Here is an 18,684-nt window from a genome sequence, read left to right as displayed (position 1 = left end):
AGAAAGGAGGAATCCAGACATGGCGATTTTTCATTACACAATCAAAATAGTCGGACGAAGTAAAGGGAAATCTGTTATCTCCGCTTCCGCATATCTCAATGGGGATGTGATGAAAAACGAAGAAACCGGGAGAATCAGTTATTACACTTCTAAAAAAGAAGTGGTCTACACCCGGCTGATGATGTGTGAAAACGCACCTCCTGAATGGCAGATAGTACCAGAAGAAAATATAAAACGCTTTCAAAAATCTGTCCGATACAAAAGGTCAGCAGATAAAGAAGCTGCTTTAGAAAAATTTAAAATCACATTTCAGAAACAGAGGTTATGGAATGAGGTATTGAAGATTGAAAAAAGTGCGGATGCCCAACTTGGCAGGTCATTTGAATTTGCCCTTCCCAAAGAATGGAACAGACAGGAACAAATTCAATATACAACTGACTATATCCAAAAAACTTTTGTAGATAGAGGAATGTGCGCTGATTGGAGTATCCACGATAAAGGGGTTGGCAACCCCCATGTCCATCTGCTTTTGACTATGCGTCCTTTTAACCCGGATCATTCTTGGGGAAAGAAAGAAGTCAAGGATTGGGATTTTGTCAGAGATAAAAACGGAAATATCGTGATTGATGAATCCCATCCGAACTGGTGGCAGGATAAGAAAAACGCTGACCGTCATGGAATCCGTATCCCTGTATTAGACGAAAACGGAATTCAGAAGATTGGTGCAAGAAACCGCCTGCAATGGAAACGGGTGCTGACCGATGCTACTGGATGGAACAATCCAAAAAATTGTGAACTATGGCGGAGTGAGTGGGCAAAGGTGTGTAATGAACATCTTTCTTTGCATAATCAGGTCGATCACCGTTCTTATGAAAAACAGGGAAAACTCCAGATTCCTACCATCCATGAAGGTGCTGACGCAAGAAAGATTGAACAAAGGTTTCTTGTCGGGCAGGAAATAAAAGGTTCGTGGAAAGTAGCGGAAAATCAAATCATAAAACAACAAAACACGTTATTGCAAAAGATACTGGACACCTTTGGAAAAGTATCGGGTGCATTATCATTATGGAAGGAGCGATTAAATGACATTAGAAGAAAGCCGGGAAATTATACCCTTAATGGAGTCCATGATTGGGCAAATCGAAGAACAGCAGACCTTAATGACAGAAATGATTCTGGAAATGCAGAAGCGGGACACCCAACTCTCTCTTATGCAGGAACAGAATCAGAAATTGCAAAAATTAAACAGCGAGTTATCCGAGCTGCTCAACATTTTGCCAAATACCGAGGAACTGCTTTCCAAGATGGAAGAACAGAAAACGAAGATAGAACTTTTGGAAAACGAAAATCAGCAATGGCAGAAATTGGCACAGAATCTGAACAGCGAAAACAGTTTATTGCTGAAACAGAACACCGAATTGCTGAACTGGAACAGCAAATAAGGAAAGGACGTGATATAGATGAACGAATCCAGAGAATCAAAGAACGCCGAACAGTTGGAAGAACTTCTGCTCTTGACCGAGGAGATACAAGAAGAACTGGAACAGAAAGACCAGCTTATCGTGAAACTGAAGACGCAGCTCAGCGAATCTCTGACCTTGAACGAGAAATTAAACAAAGAGAACAGAGCCGGGAATATTCAAGCATTAAAGAACGACTTGAAGCTGGCAGACAGAGCATTGCAGATCGAGAAAGAGAAGCTGCGAAGCGCAAACGTCACGATAGGGGAATGTCAAGATAAAATACGATGCTTAACACAACAACGGGATTATGCCCGGACACATCAGAAAATCGTAGAGATACCGGTAGAAAAGCCGGTACTCTATGAAAAATGTGAAGCCTGTGACCGGACAGCCTATCAGAATGAAAAAGCGAAATACGAAACACAAAAAGAGCGACTTGCAGGACAGTATAAAGCAAAAACGGTAATATTCCAAACAACCTTGTTCCTTCTTGCATGGTATTCGCTGACAACCACTCTTTTTCAGGCAGTACAGTCAGATGTGTTCCTTTCCGATTGTAAATCATTCTTCCATGATGCAGCGTCATTCATACAAACTTTTATCGGATGGACGATTGCTGCCGGACATTCTGCGGCACAGATTAGTACCAAAATTCCAAATGCGTTTATAGCCGGAATCATATATTGGTTATTGCTGATATTGGTTGTCGGAATATGCGTAGCAGGAACAGGGATACTGGTGATACTGATAGAAATAAAGGTTATAGAATTATATAAGAAAAACTGTTGGGATTTTATTACTCTACTGATGATACTGACAAGTGCTGCTGTCATCATTTATTTTGGAGAATCCATCAAAAAAACACTGTCAGTAAATCTTCTATTGCTTTTTGTACTTTCGCAAGGAGTATATGTTGGACTTAGATGTTATTTGAAAAATCAGTTAAATACCAAGCTATATTGATCAAAATATGATAAAAAACGTATAAAAGCAGGGGATAAAAACACACATCGTCCCCTGCTTTTATATTATCCTTTTCCAATTTCTAGTAGGATATGCCTGTTTCATTATGCTTTTTTTAAAGCCTTAGTTTGAATGCTTTACTGTATTTCTTCCTAGACATAAATATGCTCCACATGGTACATAAAAAAGGACATGGCAATACCTCCTTGATACCACCGTATCCTTGAAAAAGGGTGACTTTAACACACCCTCCGTATTCTCATTTTTACAAAAGAAAACGGCATGAGAACTTTCTACTTCATAAGCGGTTTTTTTTCATGCTTATGAAGTAGAGAATTTTTACCTTATCGTAAATTCGCAAGATAAATTATATGTATCGTAATCCCAATCTCTTTCACTTTCAAAGAACGCAAATTGTTTAATCAAACGATAGTGTCCAGCAGGCAATTCTCCATAAAAACTTTTAACATCAATTTCTAATGTTAATCGTTCGTTAGGCTTAATAAAACAATCCTTTTCATTGCTCTTTGAAGGGTCATCAAGCTGTTCAAGTTGATACCAAGTGCCGGATTGTTCAGTTTCTATTTCAAAATAATTTGGTGAATATAGGTATTCTTTATCAGAAGTATTTTCTATTAGAAATGTAAGGTGCTTTAAGTCTAAATCCTTTTCTGCACTCATTGAAATTTTCAAATCGTCCAAAGTGTCAAGTGCTTCTTCACTTCCATAAGGAGAAACCTCATATTCTTCGGAATAATCTTGTACTACATGATTATCACTGTCCTTTGTTTGACTACACCCAACAATACACACCAATAGCAATAAAGTTAGAAACATACATATTATTTTTTTCATTTGTCATTATCTCCTTTCTTTTAAATTTATAATAGCAATAAAATGTCTATTTTCAATCAACTTTCATTGCAATTTATTTTCACTGTAACACATGCTCCCCCTGCTTTATTATTAGCAATTTGGATATTTCCGCCATGTCTTTCACTTAAAATCTTACTAATATTCAGCCCTAACCCCAAATGTTCAGTAGATATATCTTTCGATGATTTATAAAATGGTAATGTTGCTTTTTCAATCTCAATATTTTTAAACCCGCAACCATCGTCTGAAACAGATATAACCAAATTATTATTCTCTATTACTACGCTAATAGCAATATCACTTTTTGCATATCTAATACTATTAGAGAGTAAATTTTCATAAATCTGCATGACTGTATCTAAATTGATAAACAAGGTTATATTATCACCGCTTGCAGTAATTGAAAAATGTTTGTCATAACAAAGTGCTTCCGCTGTGTTATTAAAATTATCAATAAGTGAATGAAATGTAATCTGTTGTCGTGGAATATCAATATCCTCTAACCTGTATAAGTTCGTCATAGCATTTACATATTCTTCAAGACGTGAAATATTTTTTGACATTACTGATATTTCATCTAATATTTCTTGTTGTGATACTAAGCCTTTGGGAATAAAGGAAAGCAGCATAGTAGCATGACCCTTTAGTAAAGTCAAAGGAGTGCGTAAGTCATGCGAAAAAGCAGCATTTAGACGGCGCTGTTCAGCAAATTGTCGAAACATAGTTTCATTATTTTTCGACAAACAGTCTTTCATTTTTTCAAAGGCATGACAAAGTTTCCCCATTTCATCATTTAATGGATATGATAACGTAAAATCTAAGTCATTTGCTTCAATTTTATGATACGCATTAGTTAATAGCTTAATGGGTTTTGATAATTTTTTTTTATAAAAAAATGTTACACAACATATCATACTAATAGATAATACGATAGGAATAATTGCAATATTTAATGAACCTAAAGCACTGTCAATAAGCCTATCCCGGTTTGTAAAATTAGGTAAAACTTCGATATATGAAACATGGTTCGGATAGACATATTCGTGTACTGGGCGTTCTTTTTGATAATCAACATTGAACTTGCATATCTCGTTTCCTTTTGTGTCAAATATTGTGTATTTTGTTTGGTCATTACTATAAGTGGCGGTAAATGAGCCATTTTCCGGTATATCATACCTCGTTGACAGATTTTCATACTTATAGTTTAAATTTATTCTGTATCTGTCAACCATTGAAATTAAAAGTATACAAATAATTATTCCAATCAACAACGAAAACAAAGCATAAAGAACAAAGGACATTCTAATACTCATGCTATTTAACCGATTGAACAATCTGCTTCTCTTTAATTTTTCCATCTATATCCGCACCCCCAAACAGTTTCAATGTAAGGTCTATCGCCTAAAGATAAAAATTTTGCCCTAATACGTCTGATATGTTCTGTAACAACTGTATTATCACCAATGCCGTCTAATCCCCAAACTTTTTCATAAATAGTTTCCCGGTCAAAAACAATTCCTTTGTTTTGCGAAAGGAAAGATATTATATCAAATTCCTTTTTGGTAAAAGCCATATCCTTATTATGATAAAACACAATACGTGAGGAATAATCTATAACCATATCTTCATCAAATTGCACCTTTGAAGATATATTGTGTCTTTTTTCTCTGCGAAGATGTGCTGCAATGCGAGCTTCTAATTCATCAACAGAAAATGGTTTTATTACATAGTCGTCTGCGCCAATAGAAAATCCTTTTATTTTATCACTATCTTCAATGCGTGCTGTTAAAAAAATTATAGGGCATGAAACATAATCCCGTATCCTTTCGCAAACAGTAAATCCATCTATATCTGGCATATTGACATCTAACAAAATAATGTCAGGTTTTTTTTCTACTTCTTTTAATGCAGCATTTCCTGCTGTTGCAGTATATACCGTATATCCAAGTTTGCTGAAATAGCAATACAGCATTGATACAATTTCTTTTTCATCGTCTACAATTAAAATACTCTGCGCCATAAATATGCCTCCATTGTGAATATCTGATTTAAGATTATCAAACAAAAATCTATTTCTAATCAATTTCTTTAATTTTCGATGTCATTAGATATTATATATGGCAATATGAGTTGTAGCAACCTTACTCTACATGTTTTATGCTCTATTGAATATTCTTGCGTCAAGAAACCGTGATTCCGGTGCAGTGGAAACCTATATTCCGGATACGGAAACCACCTTTGATTGGCTTAACTACCATTCATAAGAAATTGAGCCTATGTCAAGCCCAAAGCCGCTTTGCGGGGCGTTAGCCGGCTTTATATTGGTGAGATTTCTTGTATTCTGGATAATTGCCAATCGGTTTCCTAACCACCGGACAGCATGGACACCAAGACCGGAATATTCACTATTACTATCCACACTATGATGTGTGTAATCATATCCCGAAAGCCATACCAAACAAAGCAGTCTATGGCAGATTTAGAAATAAGTCCTATGATTATTGAAAAATAAGAAAATATAAAAATTAGAGTGAAGTAATTATATTACAAAAATGAAAAACGGGAGATACACAGATATTGTGCTATCTCCCATATTGTTTTTAGTGTCATATCAAGGCTCATTTATTAGTGGTAAAATTAGCGTTTTTCTATATTTCTCAAAATGCTTGAAAGTAAAGTGTTCATATGGATAATCGAAAATCAGATATAAACTTTTGTTTAAATTGCCTATAATTCAAGTGAATCTTCTGCATCCACCCACATCTGTAAATTGCCATCAAGATATAATCTTGCATATTCCAAAGGCTCATCCACAGCCAATGAAGTAAGCGCACATTCTGATCCATATGTGGTTTTTAAATTTTTTTCAGCTTCCCAACAATTAATGCGAAGCATATATCCGGCACTTGTGTAAACATCAATACTATCGTGGTTTATGTTGTATTCTGCATAAATTGTTCTCATTGTATCTTATCTCCATTTTTTAATAATCATTTACAGGGTTAAATATCGAAAACATTTCATTCAGTTCACCATGTCGTTATTGTTATATGTTATACTATGTACGAATTTTTCTTTCCCTTAATTTTTCCCATATTAAGGTTCATGAAAACCAATGAGAGAATATAATACAAGGGAAAGAGTAAGGGAAAGTTCACTTGCTACAAACTTAGTATTTTCAAGGGTTTGTGAGGAATTTGATAATCAAATATAACAGTTATTAAATTTCCTAAAATAAGTGAAATATCAACTGGTATTTGTCAACAGCAATATGCGCTGCGCTATGAAAGGGCTTAAGGTAGGGGAGCTGTGTTACCGGTCCATAAGGGGGATGGAACGGCCGTGTCAGGATTGTCCCATGGCGGAGCTTCGCCAGGACCAGCAGTTCGTGACAAAAGAGCTGTACCATCCGAACGTGAAAAAGTGGACGGAAACCACGGCGTCTTATATACAGTGGGCGGACGGCAGGAAGGTATGCCTGGTCAACAGCTACGACATTACCAGATACAAGGAGAAAAAAGAATCTGAACGCAACAGTGACATGCGTTATATGGCCGTCCCGCAGCAGATAAAGCTGAGCGTGTGGGAATATGATCTGCAAAAAGATGTGCTGGTCCTGGCCAAAAGCACCAGAGGAAAGAATGACAGCCAGCGCTGTCTGGAGCGGATACCGGAATCTTTGATCGATATGGGGCTGGTTCATCCGGAGAGTGTGGAAACGGTTCGGAAACTGTATGCCGAGCTAAAAGATGGAAAAAGGGCGGTACAGCAGGAGATCAGGGCCCGCGCGGACGGGGATTCCCAATGGCAGTGGGTGAGAATCCGGTATCTTACCATATTCGATGAAGTGGGACGGCCTGTTCGGGCGATTGGCGTCGGCGAAAATATAACGCAGATCAAGGAAGCGGAGATCAAATACCAGGAAGAACTTCGGGCGATGCATATCTTATCGGACGGAGTGGTCTGGGTCAGCCAGGTCAACCTGACAGAGAACCGGGTGGAAGATCTGAAAAGTGAGCAGTATCCTGATTATATATGTCAGGGAGATATGACCTATGAGGAAATGCTGCAGATGGTTTCGGAAGAGATTGTAAATCCGGACGACCGGAAACGGTTCTTAGGTTCTATGTCCAGAGGGGCGTTAAGAACCTCCTACGCCAGCGGCCACACCACGGTATCGATGGATTACCGTTTTAAAAATTCCAAGGGCAGAATGTACTGGGTAAATTACCATGTAAAACTGGTGCCGGATGCGATTACCAGAGACCTGTATGCTTACGGCATGGTGCGAGATATAGACGCTCAGAAAAATATGGAGCTGTCTCTAAATAAAAAGGCCCAGAAAGATCCGGATACAGGGGTTTATAATAAAGAAACCGCTATGAGTATGATGAAAGAGGCCATCCGCAAAGGAGCGGAAGATCAAGAGCGGCAGCAGCTGCTGGTCTTTCGGCTGGACACCTATGAAGAACTTGCCGGAAGAGGCGGTTACCTCATGGCAGACGACGTGATGAAAGAGTTAAGCGGTCAATTAAAGCTGGTATTTGGCGCACCCCAGGTCATGGGAAGATTCGGTATGGATGAGCTGGATATCCTGCTGGCCGGTGACAAGCCGGAGCGGGAAATCATGGATATGGTCAGGGAGGTCCGAAAGACGATCAAGACGCCCTATCTGTTTGCCAAAATACCCATTGACGCCGTTGTAACCACCGGAATCGCCTATACATACGGAGCTTATACAGACCTTCAAAACCTGTATCTAAGAGCCAGAATTGCCCTGGAAGCAGCGGAAAAAGAGGATTCCAGATGCCTGATTTATTCGGAAAAGCTGTCAGAGAAAAATTGGAAGTTAAAACCGGCAAAGGACTGGGAGGACAGCCGGGTTACCTTTTATGAAAACAAAGATATGCAGGAAGTGCTGTTAAGGTGCGCGTTCTCGCTGATGACCTCCAAGGATTTTGAGCGGGCGATTGACAGCGTATTAAGGCAGCTTGCCGGCTATTACGGCGCGGACTGCGCCTTCCTGGTGGAATTTGAATCAGGCGCGGAGGAATGGAAACAGTTCTATATGTTCCCCTCCGACCGCAAGAGAACAAGAAAGAAACAGCTGCCCCCGGACAGAGCGGGGACCTGGCACAAGTGGTTTATAAGCAATAATAAACTGGCCTGCGAGAATATCGAAGAACTCAAAGAAAATTTTCCCGACGAATATAGGCGGCTGAAGGAAAACGGAGTCCATTCCATTCAGGCGGTGGTGCTGCAGGCAGATAACGAGATTACGGGCTGCCTTGGAATTGAGAATCCGGGAAAGAATCGGATGGACTTTGATCTGCTGGATTCCGTAAAACATTTTGTGATCAACGAGATGGTCAAGCGGAATATGCAGCAAGACCAGGAATATCTGGGATACCACGATGTGCTGACCAATCTTTTGAACCGGAACAGTTATATCCAATACAGCACTTCCCTGAAAGAAGATACGCTGATCTCTCTGGGCGTGCTGTCTGCGGATATCAACGGGCTCAAGAAAGTCAATATTGCCTATGGACATGACGCGGGCGACCGTCTGGTGAAACAGACGGCGGATATTCTAAAAAACCAATTTTATGACAGCCAAGTCTTTCGGTTCGCGGGCGATGAATTCATGGTGGTGTCGGAAAACCTTACAAGAGAGGTATTTCGGGAGCGCATCGAGTTAGTGCGCATGAAAGTGGCGGAAAGCTATGCCATGGGTGTTTCCATCGGCTACGCCTGGGCGGATACGGAGATCCGTCTGGACCGTCTGGTTGCCCACGCGGATGAGCGCATGGTGATTGCGAAGCAGAATTTCTATAAAAGGGAAGAGCGGGAAAGCGGCAGATACAATCCCCACCGAATGGAAGGATTGAAGAAAGTTATCCAACAGGGACTCTTCAAAATGTATCTGCAGCCAAAAGCGGAGATCTCAAGCGGACGCGTCAGCGGCGCGGAAGCTCTGGTGCGCTTTGAGGACGAACGGCTGGGTATCATCGGGCCGGATAAATTTATCCCGCAGCTGGAGCGGGAAGGCATGATCTATGCGGTAGATCTGTACATGTTCGGGCGGGTCTGCGAAACCCTGAAAAGCTGGATGGATCAGGGAAGACCGCTTCTTATGATCTCGGTCAATTTCTCCCGTTCTACACTTTTGGAGGAGAACCTGACCGAGCAGGTAGAGGAGATCTGGGAAAAATACCAGGTGCCGAAGGAATACATAGAGATCGAGATAACGGAAAGCTTCGGCGAGATGGAACGGGAGACTCTGGTACAGATCGGGCAGCGGATCATAGAACACGGTTTCCGGCTGTCTCTGGATGACTTTGGAGCCCAGTACAGTAATATCGCTATCCTGTCGGTGCTGCCGTTACACGAATTAAAGCTGGATAAAAGCCTGATCCACGGCCTGTTTTCCAGCGACAATACCAGGATAGTGGTAAAACATTTCCTCAATCTGTGCAAAGAGCTGGGCATCCAAAGCGTGGCGGAGGGCGTGGAGTCCGCAGAACAGCTGGACATTCTGCGGGAACTGGGATGCGGCTATATTCAGGGATATTACCTGAATAAACCGGTGCCGCTGGCTGAATTTGAGCAGATGTATATGGTAAATCTGCTTGAAAATTATGGACATATTGGATATACTGAAAAATAACGAATACATATGCAGGGAAAATTAGGATGAAACGTCATACGATTGTAGAGTACACACATGATTTTTTGAGGAAGTATATCGGGGAAGGGAATATCTGCATCGATGCCACAGCCGGAAATGGAAATGATACCGAGTTTCTGTGCGGGCTGGTCGGCAGCGAGGGCAAAGTGATCGCTTTTGATATTCAGGAGGACGCGGTGAATACGACCAGAAGCCTTCTGGAGATGTTCGGCCTGGATGAGATCGCGGAGGTTTACCTGGATTCTCATGTCAACATGGATGCTTACGCAGAGCCGGACTCAGTGGATGGGATCGTGTTCAATCTGGGGTATCTGCCCGGCGGGGATCATTCCATATGCACCAGCGCGGAGACGACGATCGCCGCCATAAAAAAGGGGCTGACGCTGCTGAAGCCGGACGGCGTGATGTCAGTAAGTGTCTATAGCGGCAAAGACAGCGGGTTCGACGAGAAGGACGCTGTGCTATCGTTTCTGGAAGCGTTGGATTCTAAGGATTACACCGTAATTAAGAACGAATTTATCAACAAACCGAATCATCCGCCGATTCCGGTATTTATCTTTAAAAATTATTGACCGGATGTTGTTTTCGCGGAATCGGAGGCGTTGGGATGGTGCGTGGAGGCATATTCCTGAACGGAGGGATCTTTGATCTCGTAGATCCGGAACCATTCTTTGGTTGACTCATCTTTGGCCGTCTCCGAACGGTTTTTATAAAGGAAGCGGACCAGGCTGTAACAGTCCACCCAGATCTCGGAGGCGCCTTCTTTCTGGGATTCGTCGAAGATCAGCTGAAGACCGAAATGCAGGTGGGTAGTGTCGATATTATTGACATTCTCCGTGGTGCTGTAGCCGGTATGGCCCATATAGCCGATGACATCTCCGGCCTGTACGATGCTGCCTTCCTTTAAAGTTTTGACGTAGGGAAAGTTCTGGCGCAGATGCGCGTAATAGTAATACCGCTTCTGATCAAAGCTGCGGATGCCCAGGCGCCAGCCCCCGTACTGGTTCCAGCCGATGGCCTCCACGTAGCCGGACTCCACGGCGATGATGGGAGTTCCGGTCTGTCCCATCATATCGTGTCCCAGATGCTGCCGTTTATAGCCGTAAGAGCGGGACACCCCAAAATCATCATAATCGCTGTATTCAAAGCCTTTCGCAATCGGGTGAAAGGCTTTTAGGCCGTACTTTTTTACCCATTCCAATTGGGAAGGGTCTGATTCGGAAGGCTGCTGAATATCGTACTCACCTACAAAACCGCCCAATATGGCCGTATAGGCTTCCAGATAATAAGAATAATATTTCATATCCTTGGTGGCTTCCGCCATGGTAATCTCTTTGTTTTGCAGTTTATCGGCCAGAGCGGACATATCTTTTAGCGCGCTTTTGGGAAAATCCCCTCCGTTTTTTGCCGCCGTATAGGCAAGCAGTTCGATCCAGTTCAGGTGCACGGGCGCGGACTGGGTATCCACGTCATAATGGTAGGCGGCGTCAAGGGCTTCGTAGGAGGCTTTGAAATCCACCCATTTAATAAAATCCTTCTGCGCTTCCTGTGCCTTGGTATCTGTCGTGCCGGCCGGATCTGCGGCGTTGTCTGTGGATTCTTTCGTGGCTTCGGAGGCAGTGTAAACCGTATCTCCCGTCGCTTTCTGATAGGAAAAGATGCAGACGAACAAAAACAGGAGGATCAATTCACAATAGATACTTCTTTGAATTCTTTTCTTATATTTTTTCATACGGTCCCCTCAATCCTATACCATTCAAATTTGACCCGCAAAACGCGCGAACATCCCAAAACGCAGTTTACCGACCAGACAAAGTTCTACAATGTAATTTAAATTCAAGTCCTGTCTGAAATATTTTATGTAAAACAAAGGGACAATATGACCCGGGAAGTGGGAACGAAGAGGCAGAAAAGCTAAAAAATAAATCCGACCTAAAAAGAACAAAAAAAGATTCCATATGCGCAAACACATGGAATCTTTACTCTATGTACCCGATGCGATTCGAACGCACGGCCTTTGGAGTCGGAGTCCAACGCTCTATCCAGCTGAGCTACGGGTACGTACTATGTGGAAACCTTTCCTATTGTACCGCGGAAACAGGACGAATGTCAATAGAAATTTATTTTTTTCCGAGTTTATTCGCACGGGGCCGGTGGGCCAGGAGTCCCCCGCTCCGTCCTCTCGGACTCTTCCCTGCTTTGGTATTGGCTGTTGATTTGTATGTGCGGCAATTTTTTATACTACTTTGATATACACAAAGACTGTAAGGAAAATGTTACTATGCTATCACCAGAGTAGGAGGGGGCAGGAGCCAGGGGAGGCTTTGGGATGGGGGCCGGGCGGCACGGGAGCCGAATCGCTTGAGGCCGCGCCTTAGAACGGGTTACGCAGAAGAGGTCGAAACCTTGCAGGACCCGGGGCACTGTTTGAGCCGCATTTTGGCGAGTTTGCCCCGGGTCCTGCTAATCAGAGGTTTCGTCCTCTTCGGAGTTACCCGTTCTTAGGCGCGGCCGAAGCGATACGGCTCCCGTGCCGCCCGGCCCCCATCCCAAAGCCTCCCCTGGCTCCTGACCCCTCCGGCCCCCCCAGATAATTTCGTACATTTAACCAAAGCAGGATTATTGATTCGAGGATGAAAATTATTTATAATAGAGACAGAGCAGATGAGAGTGGAAACGGTGTGTGTGAGAGAAGGGAAGGATATGTATGGGAGGGATCTATCCGGTGCCGGAGAGGATATTGAGGGAAAAGGGAGCGTTGCTATTTCCGGAAATAGAAGAGGGCTTCTCCAGATACGAACATGTGGTCCTGGAGCGGACTGAGCCGGAATACCGCCATATGCTGGAAGTGATGCTCCAGATTAACGGGAGGACGGAGGCTTACTGCGATTTTTATTATGGACGGCTGTCGAGAGAAGAGCAGAGAGGGTTCCGCCAGAGCCTGTCGGAGGAGCAATTGACTATACTGATGAACATCCATGTTCGAAAAGAGGAAGTTTATTATCCCCTGACCCGTCCCATGATCCGGTTTTTGTCGGATATTACGGCTAGAGAGATCCTTTTTTCAACCTTTTATTTTACCAGGTTTCCGTGTACGGTATGGGGAAACTACGAGCTGCGCTATCCGGTTTTTTTCAAAAATAAGCGCACGAAGTTCCAGTATTGTGATCTGTTATGAAAATCCTTACAGCGGAGGCGGCAGCATGAACTATCTGGATGAATATTCATTTCCGATAGAGCTGAATCGGAAGAATATTAAAAATCTGTATATCAGGATCGTTCCGCCGGATGGAGTGGTGCGGATATCGGCGCCCAGACGTATGTCCGACCGGTTAATCAAAGACGCGATTGAAAAACGGCTTACGTGGATCATGACGCACAGAAGCAGCATGCTCCAAAGGGCGGCAGAGCCGGTACATAATTATAAATCAGGCGACCAGGTTTTTTATTTTGGGAGGAAATATCCGGTTCAAAGTGTCCGAGGCCGCAGGGGTGACGCGGTGACATTTGACGGACGGAAGCTGCTGATTCCCTGTTGGGAAGGGCAGACAATCGAGGAGGCGGAGAGTATCCTGTACCGATGGTATGCGGAACAGCTTCAAAACGAAGCAGAACCGCTTCTGGAGAAATGGCAGGCTGAAATCGGGGTGTCGGTCACCCGCTGCACGTTACGGAAAATGAAGACGCGCTGGGGCTCCTGCAATGTAAGAGACCGGAGGATCAGCCTGAATCTGCACCTTGTAAAGTATCCGATGCAATGCCTGGAATACGTCATTGTACATGAGCTGGTACATCTTTTGGAAAAAGGACATAATGCAGTGTTCTGGGGATATGTGGAACGGTTCTATCCGGATTGGAGAAAAGCCAAATCTATATTGAACAGTGAGGGGATATGGGGATGATACAGACTGTAATCGGGGATATCACAAAAATAAGGGCGGATGCGATCGTAAATGCCGCGAACACGTCGCTGCTGGGCGGGGGAGGCGTGGACGGAGCGATTCACCGGGCCGCCGGACCGAAACTCCTGGAAGAATGCCGCCTGCTGCATGGCTGTGATACGGGAGAAGCGAAGATAACCCAGGGCTACCTGCTGCCCTGCCGGTATATTATCCACACAGCCGGTCCGATCTGGCGGGGAGGACACCGGAACGAAGCGCAGCTTCTGGCTTCCTGTTATCGGAACTCGCTTCATCTGGCTGTTCAGCATGACCTGCATTCGATCGCGTTTCCCGCTATTTCCACCGGGATCTACAACTACCCGGTCGAAGAAGCAGCCCGCATAGCCGTGGATACGGTGGCGGAGTTTTTACGGACACAGCCGGCCCAGCTGGATTTGGTTCTGTTTGTGCTTTTCGATCAGAAGACAAAAGGGATTTATGACCGTATGCTGAACCAGAGATGAGGGCGGCGGGTGAGAGAAATTTGCCGGGCGAAACGCACCCGCGGTAAGCTGGAGTTGGAAGCCGGAGTTTGGGAAAGGGCTGTTCGAAATCGGGAAATTGTGATATTATATGTTCTGGTTTGATTTATATATAAGAGATGAAAAGATTTGGGGGTCTAACATGAAGAAAGTAATATTGAGCGCGGACAGTACCTGTGATCTGGGACAAGAGCTGAAGGAACGGTATCAGGTCAATTATTATCCTTATCATATTATTCTGGATGGAAAGGATTATATGGATAATGTGGATATCGCTCCGGATGTTATCTATGAGGCTTATTGGACGAAGAAAATCCTGCCGAAGACTGCTGCGATTAATGTGGAAGAGTATAAACAGTATTTTAAGCCTTGGATCAGCGAAGGATATGAGGTGGTACATCTGAATCTGGGCAGCGCCCTTTCCAGTTCCTATCAGAACTGTTGTCTGGCGGCAAAAGAGCTGGGCGGTATTTATCCGGTGGATTCCTGTAATCTGTCTTCCGGTATGGGACATTTGGTGTTGGATGCGGCGGAAATGATCAGCCAGGGCATGGAGGCGTCACAGATCAGTGATACGCTGAAAGCCAGAACAGGAAATTGTCATGCCAGCTTTATATTGGATACCCTGGAATTCATGCACGCGGGGGGGAGATGTTCCTCCGTTACCGCTCTGGGAGCGAATCTTTTGAATCTTAAGCCCTGTATTGAGGTGGATAACAGATCCGGCGCTATGGGAGTCGGTAAGAAATACCGGGGAAATCTGGAAAAGGTTCTGGTGAAGTATACGAAGGATAAGCTGGCTGCCTATGATAATATCAGAAGAAACCGGATTTTTATCACGCATTCGGGAATCGATGATTCTTATATTGAGCTGGTGCGCAGAACCATTCAGGAGACTATGGATTTCGAAAATATCTACGTGACCAGAGCCAGCTGCACGATTTCCTGCCATTGTGGTCCTAATACTCTCGGGATTTTGTTTGAGACTGAATGAGTGAGAAGGGGCCGGGCCTGGAGCAGGAAGACGGGCCCAGGATGGGGTGTTTGCGGCCCGGAGGCTGTCCCCCAGGGGGCGGGCTGCATACGGGTACGAAAAAGCAGGACGGAGGCGGCAGGATTGGCCGTGATCCGGGGCTGTGGGCTTGCGCCGACAGCTGCTAAACAGAATCAGGACGGCGAATTCGGGAACCGGGCCTATTCACCAAGAACGCATGACGCGTTCTCGGTTCAGAGGCCCTTGCATGTCGGCGGTGTACGCCGCCATGCATCCCGAATTCGCCGTCCTGATTCTGTTAAGCAGCAGCTCGGCCGCCCAATGCCCCGGACCACGGCCAATCCTGCCGCCTCCGTCCTGCTTTTTCGTACCCGTGTGCAGCCCGCCCCCTGGGGGACAGCCTCCGGGCCGCAAATACCCCATCCCGAGCCCGTCTTCCTGCTCCAGGCCCTACTTTAATTATAAATTAGAATCAGGAACCTTTCTTGTTGGAGTGACTTGGCTTGATGGCGAGTTTTGAAGAAGACAGATATTAGAGGTTCTTCTTTTTTTGTGTTGAGGATAAAAGTTTATTTTAAAAATCAATGTTTGGATGAATAAAGATAAGTTGCATGGACAATTTTGTTTATTAGAATAAGACACAAAACGTGACTTTTTGATGGATATACAAAACGTGGGACTATCCAATATCGAACGTATGTTCTATAATTATATTAGAACGAAGGTTCTAATATAATTTATAAGGAGGATACATAGATGTCTGATCAAAGTACTTATACACTATTTCTTCCCGAAATCGGGGCAAACGGAAACTGGTATATCAACGGTATTGATACAGGTAAACCATCGAAAGGCGAGAATGGTGTTACACCGCATATCGGCGAAGACGGATTCTGGTATATTGGAGATGAGAAAACAACCGTATACGCGAAAGGTAAATCGGCTTATGAAATTGCGGTGGATTATGGATTCCAGGGGAGTATGGTCGACTGGATGAACAACCTGAAAGGAGAGAAAGGTGACACTGGGGAGCAGGGTTTAAAGGGAGAGAAAGGTGATCCCGGCGAGCAGGGACCTATAGGACCTAGAGGTCCTCAGGGATTAAAAGGAGATCTCGGAGAGACAGGACCGGCTGGCCCGCAGGGCTTGAAAGGGGATAAAGGCGATACCGGGGCTATTGGTGCGCAGGGGCTTAAAGGTGACACAGGAGCACAGGGCCCTCAGGGCGAAACTGGTGCGCAGGGTCCCAGGGGACTGACAGGGCCGGAAGGGCCACAAGGCGCGACGGGGCCGAGAGGATTGACCGGACCTGAAGGACCGCAGGGACCTACCGGCGTTATGGGGCCGAAGGGAGATGTTGGTCCGAAAGGAGATCCTGGTCCGCAGGGACCCAAAGGCGACAAGGGCGATATGGGAGAAGCAGGTCCGATGGGACCGCAGGGTTTAAAAGGAGATAAAGGTGATCAGGGAGTAGCTGGGCCTCAGGGCCCGAATGAGGCGAACTTGATTTATATGTCAAATAGTCAAACTACTGTGGAACAGGCTATTAATAATACAAATAATAATTTATCGGAATTTGAAGACGAGTTTACAGTTGAAATTGATCAATTAACATCATTCACTAATAGCGGTAGTGGTGCCATTAAAATACGTAAAACTGGAAATGTTGTTAACGTAAACATAAACATTAAACCAACGTCACAGTGGAACGTTCTAACTAGATACCCTATCGGTGCAATTCCGACTAAATATAGACCTAAAGCGGATATTAGAGAGTGGTGTAAGTTTTTCCATTCAAATACTGCATATTTTGAATTAACAGCTAGCGGCGTTATTGCTTTTACTCCATATGTATCAGATATACCAGCTGGATATTGGACTTATATGAATATCACCTATGTTATTTAAATAACCATTAATAAGTGTAGATAGATTTCGGGTTTATAAGTTTATCTATAGTTTATAAATGAAGACCGGCCCCGTAGGACCGGTCTTCATTTATGAATCACTAATAATTTTTATTTAAGTTATAACGTTTAAGCGAACATCCGTTGATACCGAAGTTTGTGCCCCATAAGCATTAATTTCAATTAATATTTTCTCTCCAACGCTGAGTTGTTTAGAGAAATATATCGGCATATAGGTTGAATAACCTAAGGTTACCGGCATAATCTGACATGTCAAGGGATAATTCACACCTGTATCAATTAGCCTATAGCAACGAACTCCGTTTGTGACTGAACCGGAAAATTCAATATATCCGGTTATGGTAATCATAACTCTTTTGCTTGCTGTATATGAGTAGACTTCCACATAGGTACCGTCGGCATTTGTATTTACTGTTTTCGTTATAGTTGTCACATTGCTGCTTAGTAAAGGCGATATATTATTATTAATAGTATTTATTGCCTGTTCTATAGTAGTTTGTTTATTTGACATATAAATCAAGTTCGCCTCGTTCGGTCCCTGAGGTCCGGCAACTCCCTGATCACCTTTATCTCCTTTTAGCCCCTGTGGGCCCATCGGACCCGCTTCTCCTGCAGCACCCTTATCGCCTTTGGGACCTTGGAGTCCAGGATCGCCCTTATCGCCTTTTAGGCCCTGTGGTCCAGTCGCGCCTGTATCACCTTTTGGTCCCTGTACTCCAGGATCTCCTTTTGGACCAACATCTCCCTTCGGGCCTATTGCACCGGTAGGCCCCTGCGGTCCTTCAGGTCCGGTCAATCCTCTCGGCCCTGTCACGCCCTGTGGGCCTTCTGGTCCAGTCAGGCCTCTGGGACCCTGCGCACCAGTTTCGCCCTGAGGACCCTGTGCTCCAGTATCACCCTTCGGTCCCGCCGGACCGGCAATACCTGGCTCGCCAGCCGGTCCTGCAGCTCCCTGTTCCCCGGGATCACCTTTCTCTCCTTTCAAGCCGTTCATCCAGTCAATCATACTCCCCTGGAAACCATAATCCACCGCAATTTCATAGGCCGATTTACCTTTCGCATATATGGTTGTTTTCTCATCTCCGATATACCAGAATCCGTCTTCACCGATATGCGGTGTAACACCATTCTCGCCTTTCGATGGTTTACCTGTATCAATACCGTTGATATACCAGTTTCCGTTTGCCCCGATTTCGGGTAGAAATAGTGTATAAGTGCTTTGATCAGACATTTATGTATCCTCCTTATTAATCAATTCCGAACATACGTTCTAAAAATATTATAGAACATATGTTCGAAATATGATAGTCCTACGTTTTGTATATCCATCAAAAAGACACATCGTGTGT

General features: G+C 44.1%; 15 protein-coding genes and 1 tRNA gene. 9 read left to right on the top strand and 7 right to left on the bottom strand.

Annotation, left to right across the window (positions count from 1 at the left end):
• The first annotated feature begins 19 nt into the window (after positions 1-19).
• Both KTH89_RS06030 and KTH89_RS06025 read left to right on the top strand, forming a co-directional pair.
• The gene (locus KTH89_RS06030) at positions 20-1,741 is read left to right on the top strand and encodes a MobA/MobL family protein (protein ID WP_238721044.1); all 1,722 of its coding nucleotides are present in this window, start codon (positions 20-22) and stop codon (positions 1,739-1,741) included.
• Positions 1,680-2,426, top strand: a complete 747-nt coding sequence (locus tag KTH89_RS06025) for a DUF6040 family protein (RefSeq protein WP_055156872.1) — start codon at positions 1,680-1,682, stop codon at positions 2,424-2,426. The genes KTH89_RS06030 and KTH89_RS06025 overlap by 62 nt, the downstream gene beginning before the upstream one ends.
• Positions 2,427-2,765: 339 nt before the next feature.
• Here KTH89_RS06025 and KTH89_RS06020 read toward each other — a convergent pair whose 3' ends face one another.
• The 4 genes from KTH89_RS06020 to KTH89_RS06005 all read right to left on the bottom strand — a co-directional run bounded on the left by KTH89_RS06020 (position 2,766) and on the right by KTH89_RS06005 (position 6,266).
• Positions 2,766-3,281 carry an immunoglobulin-like domain-containing protein gene (locus KTH89_RS06020; protein WP_238721043.1) on the bottom strand — a complete coding sequence of 172 codons (516 nt, stop codon included), beginning with the start codon at positions 3,279-3,281 and terminating at the stop codon, positions 2,766-2,768.
• A 56-nt stretch (positions 3,282-3,337) separates the two neighbouring features.
• Entirely contained in the window at positions 3,338-4,660 is a 1,323-nt protein-coding gene (locus tag KTH89_RS06015; RefSeq protein WP_238721042.1) for a HAMP domain-containing sensor histidine kinase, read from the bottom strand.
• A complete protein-coding gene (locus tag KTH89_RS06010; RefSeq protein ID WP_044944580.1) occupies positions 4,648-5,322 on the bottom strand; it encodes a response regulator transcription factor in 675 nt (224 codons plus the stop codon). Before KTH89_RS06010 ends, KTH89_RS06015 begins: the two co-directional genes overlap by 13 nt.
• Positions 5,323-6,029: 707 nt before the next feature.
• Positions 6,030-6,266, bottom strand: coding sequence for a DUF6061 family protein (locus KTH89_RS06005; RefSeq protein WP_008400163.1), 237 nt, complete (start codon positions 6,264-6,266; stop codon positions 6,030-6,032).
• Positions 6,267-6,585: 319 nt separating this feature from the next.
• Between KTH89_RS06005 and KTH89_RS06000 the strand changes: the two genes are divergently transcribed.
• Together KTH89_RS06000 and KTH89_RS05995 are read left to right on the top strand one after the other, a co-directional pair.
• On the top strand, positions 6,586-9,969 hold the full coding sequence (locus KTH89_RS06000) for an EAL domain-containing protein (RefSeq protein ID WP_238721041.1): 3,384 nt from the start codon (positions 6,586-6,588) through the stop codon (positions 9,967-9,969).
• 26 nt (positions 9,970-9,995) lie between these two features.
• Positions 9,996-10,562 carry a tRNA (mnm(5)s(2)U34)-methyltransferase gene (locus KTH89_RS05995; protein WP_158341898.1) on the top strand — a complete coding sequence of 189 codons (567 nt, stop codon included), beginning with the start codon at positions 9,996-9,998 and terminating at the stop codon, positions 10,560-10,562.
• On the opposite strand, the gene KTH89_RS05990 is transcribed toward KTH89_RS05995, so the two are convergent.
• On the bottom strand, positions 10,556-11,722 hold the full coding sequence (locus tag KTH89_RS05990; RefSeq protein WP_238721040.1) for a M23 family metallopeptidase: 1,167 nt from the start codon (positions 11,720-11,722) through the stop codon (positions 10,556-10,558). The two genes, KTH89_RS05995 and KTH89_RS05990, sit on opposite strands and share 7 nt — an antisense overlap.
• Before the next feature lie 255 nt (positions 11,723-11,977).
• Positions 11,978-12,051 (bottom strand) — tRNA-Arg (locus KTH89_RS05985).
• 646 nt (positions 12,052-12,697) lie between these two features.
• Here KTH89_RS05985 and KTH89_RS05980 point away from each other — a divergent pair.
• The 5 genes from KTH89_RS05980 to KTH89_RS05960 all read left to right on the top strand — a co-directional run bounded on the left by KTH89_RS05980 (position 12,698) and on the right by KTH89_RS05960 (position 17,315).
• The gene (locus tag KTH89_RS05980) at positions 12,698-13,168 is read left to right on the top strand and encodes a hypothetical protein (protein ID WP_238721039.1); all 471 of its coding nucleotides are present in this window, start codon (positions 12,698-12,700) and stop codon (positions 13,166-13,168) included.
• Between the two features lie 25 nt (positions 13,169-13,193).
• Positions 13,194-13,892, top strand: coding sequence for a M48 family metallopeptidase (locus KTH89_RS05975; RefSeq protein ID WP_238721038.1), 699 nt, complete (start codon positions 13,194-13,196; stop codon positions 13,890-13,892).
• Complete coding sequence (locus KTH89_RS05970) at positions 13,883-14,395, top strand: O-acetyl-ADP-ribose deacetylase (protein ID WP_158341890.1); 513 nt, start codon at positions 13,883-13,885, stop codon at positions 14,393-14,395. The genes KTH89_RS05975 and KTH89_RS05970 overlap by 10 nt, the downstream gene beginning before the upstream one ends.
• Positions 14,396-14,555: 160 nt before the next feature.
• Positions 14,556-15,407: a DegV family protein gene (locus KTH89_RS05965; protein ID WP_238721037.1), complete on the top strand. Its 852-nt coding sequence runs from the start codon at positions 14,556-14,558 to the stop codon at positions 15,405-15,407.
• A gap of 756 nt (positions 15,408-16,163) precedes the next feature.
• Positions 16,164-17,315 (top strand): collagen-like domain-containing protein, encoded by a 1,152-nt coding sequence (locus KTH89_RS05960; protein WP_238721036.1) that lies wholly within the window; start codon positions 16,164-16,166, stop codon positions 17,313-17,315.
• Between the two features lie 114 nt (positions 17,316-17,429).
• Here the strand turns inward: KTH89_RS05960 and KTH89_RS24880 are convergent, their stop codons facing one another.
• The gene (locus KTH89_RS24880) at positions 17,430-18,566 is read right to left on the bottom strand and encodes a collagen-like domain-containing protein (RefSeq protein ID WP_275061755.1); all 1,137 of its coding nucleotides are present in this window, start codon (positions 18,564-18,566) and stop codon (positions 17,430-17,432) included.
• Between the last annotated feature and the right edge of the window lie 118 nt (positions 18,567-18,684).

It is taken from the genome of Diplocloster agilis (assembly GCF_019042275.1).
Classification (GTDB): Bacteria; Bacillota; Clostridia; order Lachnospirales; family Lachnospiraceae; genus Diplocloster; species Diplocloster agilis.
Note: the sequence above shows the minus strand (reverse complement) of the source record. Positions and strands in the feature narration are given on the sequence as shown.

What these genes read in the sequence shown, in the direction of transcription:
- KTH89_RS06030 (WP_238721044.1), top strand. Translation starts at nt 20, where the DNA reads ATGGCGATTTTTCATTACACAATCAAAATAGTCGGACGAAGTAAAGGG.
- KTH89_RS06020 (WP_238721043.1), bottom strand. Translation starts at nt 3,281, where the DNA reads ATGAAAAAAATAATATGTATGTTTCTAACTTTATTGCTATTGGTGTGT.
- KTH89_RS06015 (WP_238721042.1), bottom strand. Translation starts at nt 4,660, where the DNA reads ATGGAAAAATTAAAGAGAAGCAGATTGTTCAATCGGTTAAATAGCATG.
- KTH89_RS06010 (WP_044944580.1), bottom strand. Translation starts at nt 5,322, where the DNA reads ATGGCGCAGAGTATTTTAATTGTAGACGATGAAAAAGAAATTGTATCA.
- KTH89_RS06005 (WP_008400163.1), bottom strand. Translation starts at nt 6,266, where the DNA reads ATGAGAACAATTTATGCAGAATACAACATAAACCACGATAGTATTGAT.
- KTH89_RS06000 (WP_238721041.1), top strand. Translation starts at nt 6,586, where the DNA reads ATGAAAGGGCTTAAGGTAGGGGAGCTGTGTTACCGGTCCATAAGGGGG.
- KTH89_RS05995 (WP_158341898.1), top strand. Translation starts at nt 9,996, where the DNA reads ATGAAACGTCATACGATTGTAGAGTACACACATGATTTTTTGAGGAAG.
- KTH89_RS05990 (WP_238721040.1), bottom strand. Translation starts at nt 11,722, where the DNA reads ATGAAAAAATATAAGAAAAGAATTCAAAGAAGTATCTATTGTGAATTG.
- KTH89_RS05980 (WP_238721039.1), top strand. Translation starts at nt 12,698, where the DNA reads ATGGGAGGGATCTATCCGGTGCCGGAGAGGATATTGAGGGAAAAGGGA.
- KTH89_RS05975 (WP_238721038.1), top strand. Translation starts at nt 13,194, where the DNA reads ATGAACTATCTGGATGAATATTCATTTCCGATAGAGCTGAATCGGAAG.
- KTH89_RS05970 (WP_158341890.1), top strand. Translation starts at nt 13,883, where the DNA reads ATGGGGATGATACAGACTGTAATCGGGGATATCACAAAAATAAGGGCG.
- KTH89_RS05965 (WP_238721037.1), top strand. Translation starts at nt 14,556, where the DNA reads ATGAAGAAAGTAATATTGAGCGCGGACAGTACCTGTGATCTGGGACAA.
- KTH89_RS05960 (WP_238721036.1), top strand. Translation starts at nt 16,164, where the DNA reads ATGTCTGATCAAAGTACTTATACACTATTTCTTCCCGAAATCGGGGCA.
- KTH89_RS24880 (WP_275061755.1), bottom strand. Translation starts at nt 18,566, where the DNA reads ATGTCTGATCAAAGCACTTATACACTATTTCTACCCGAAATCGGGGCA.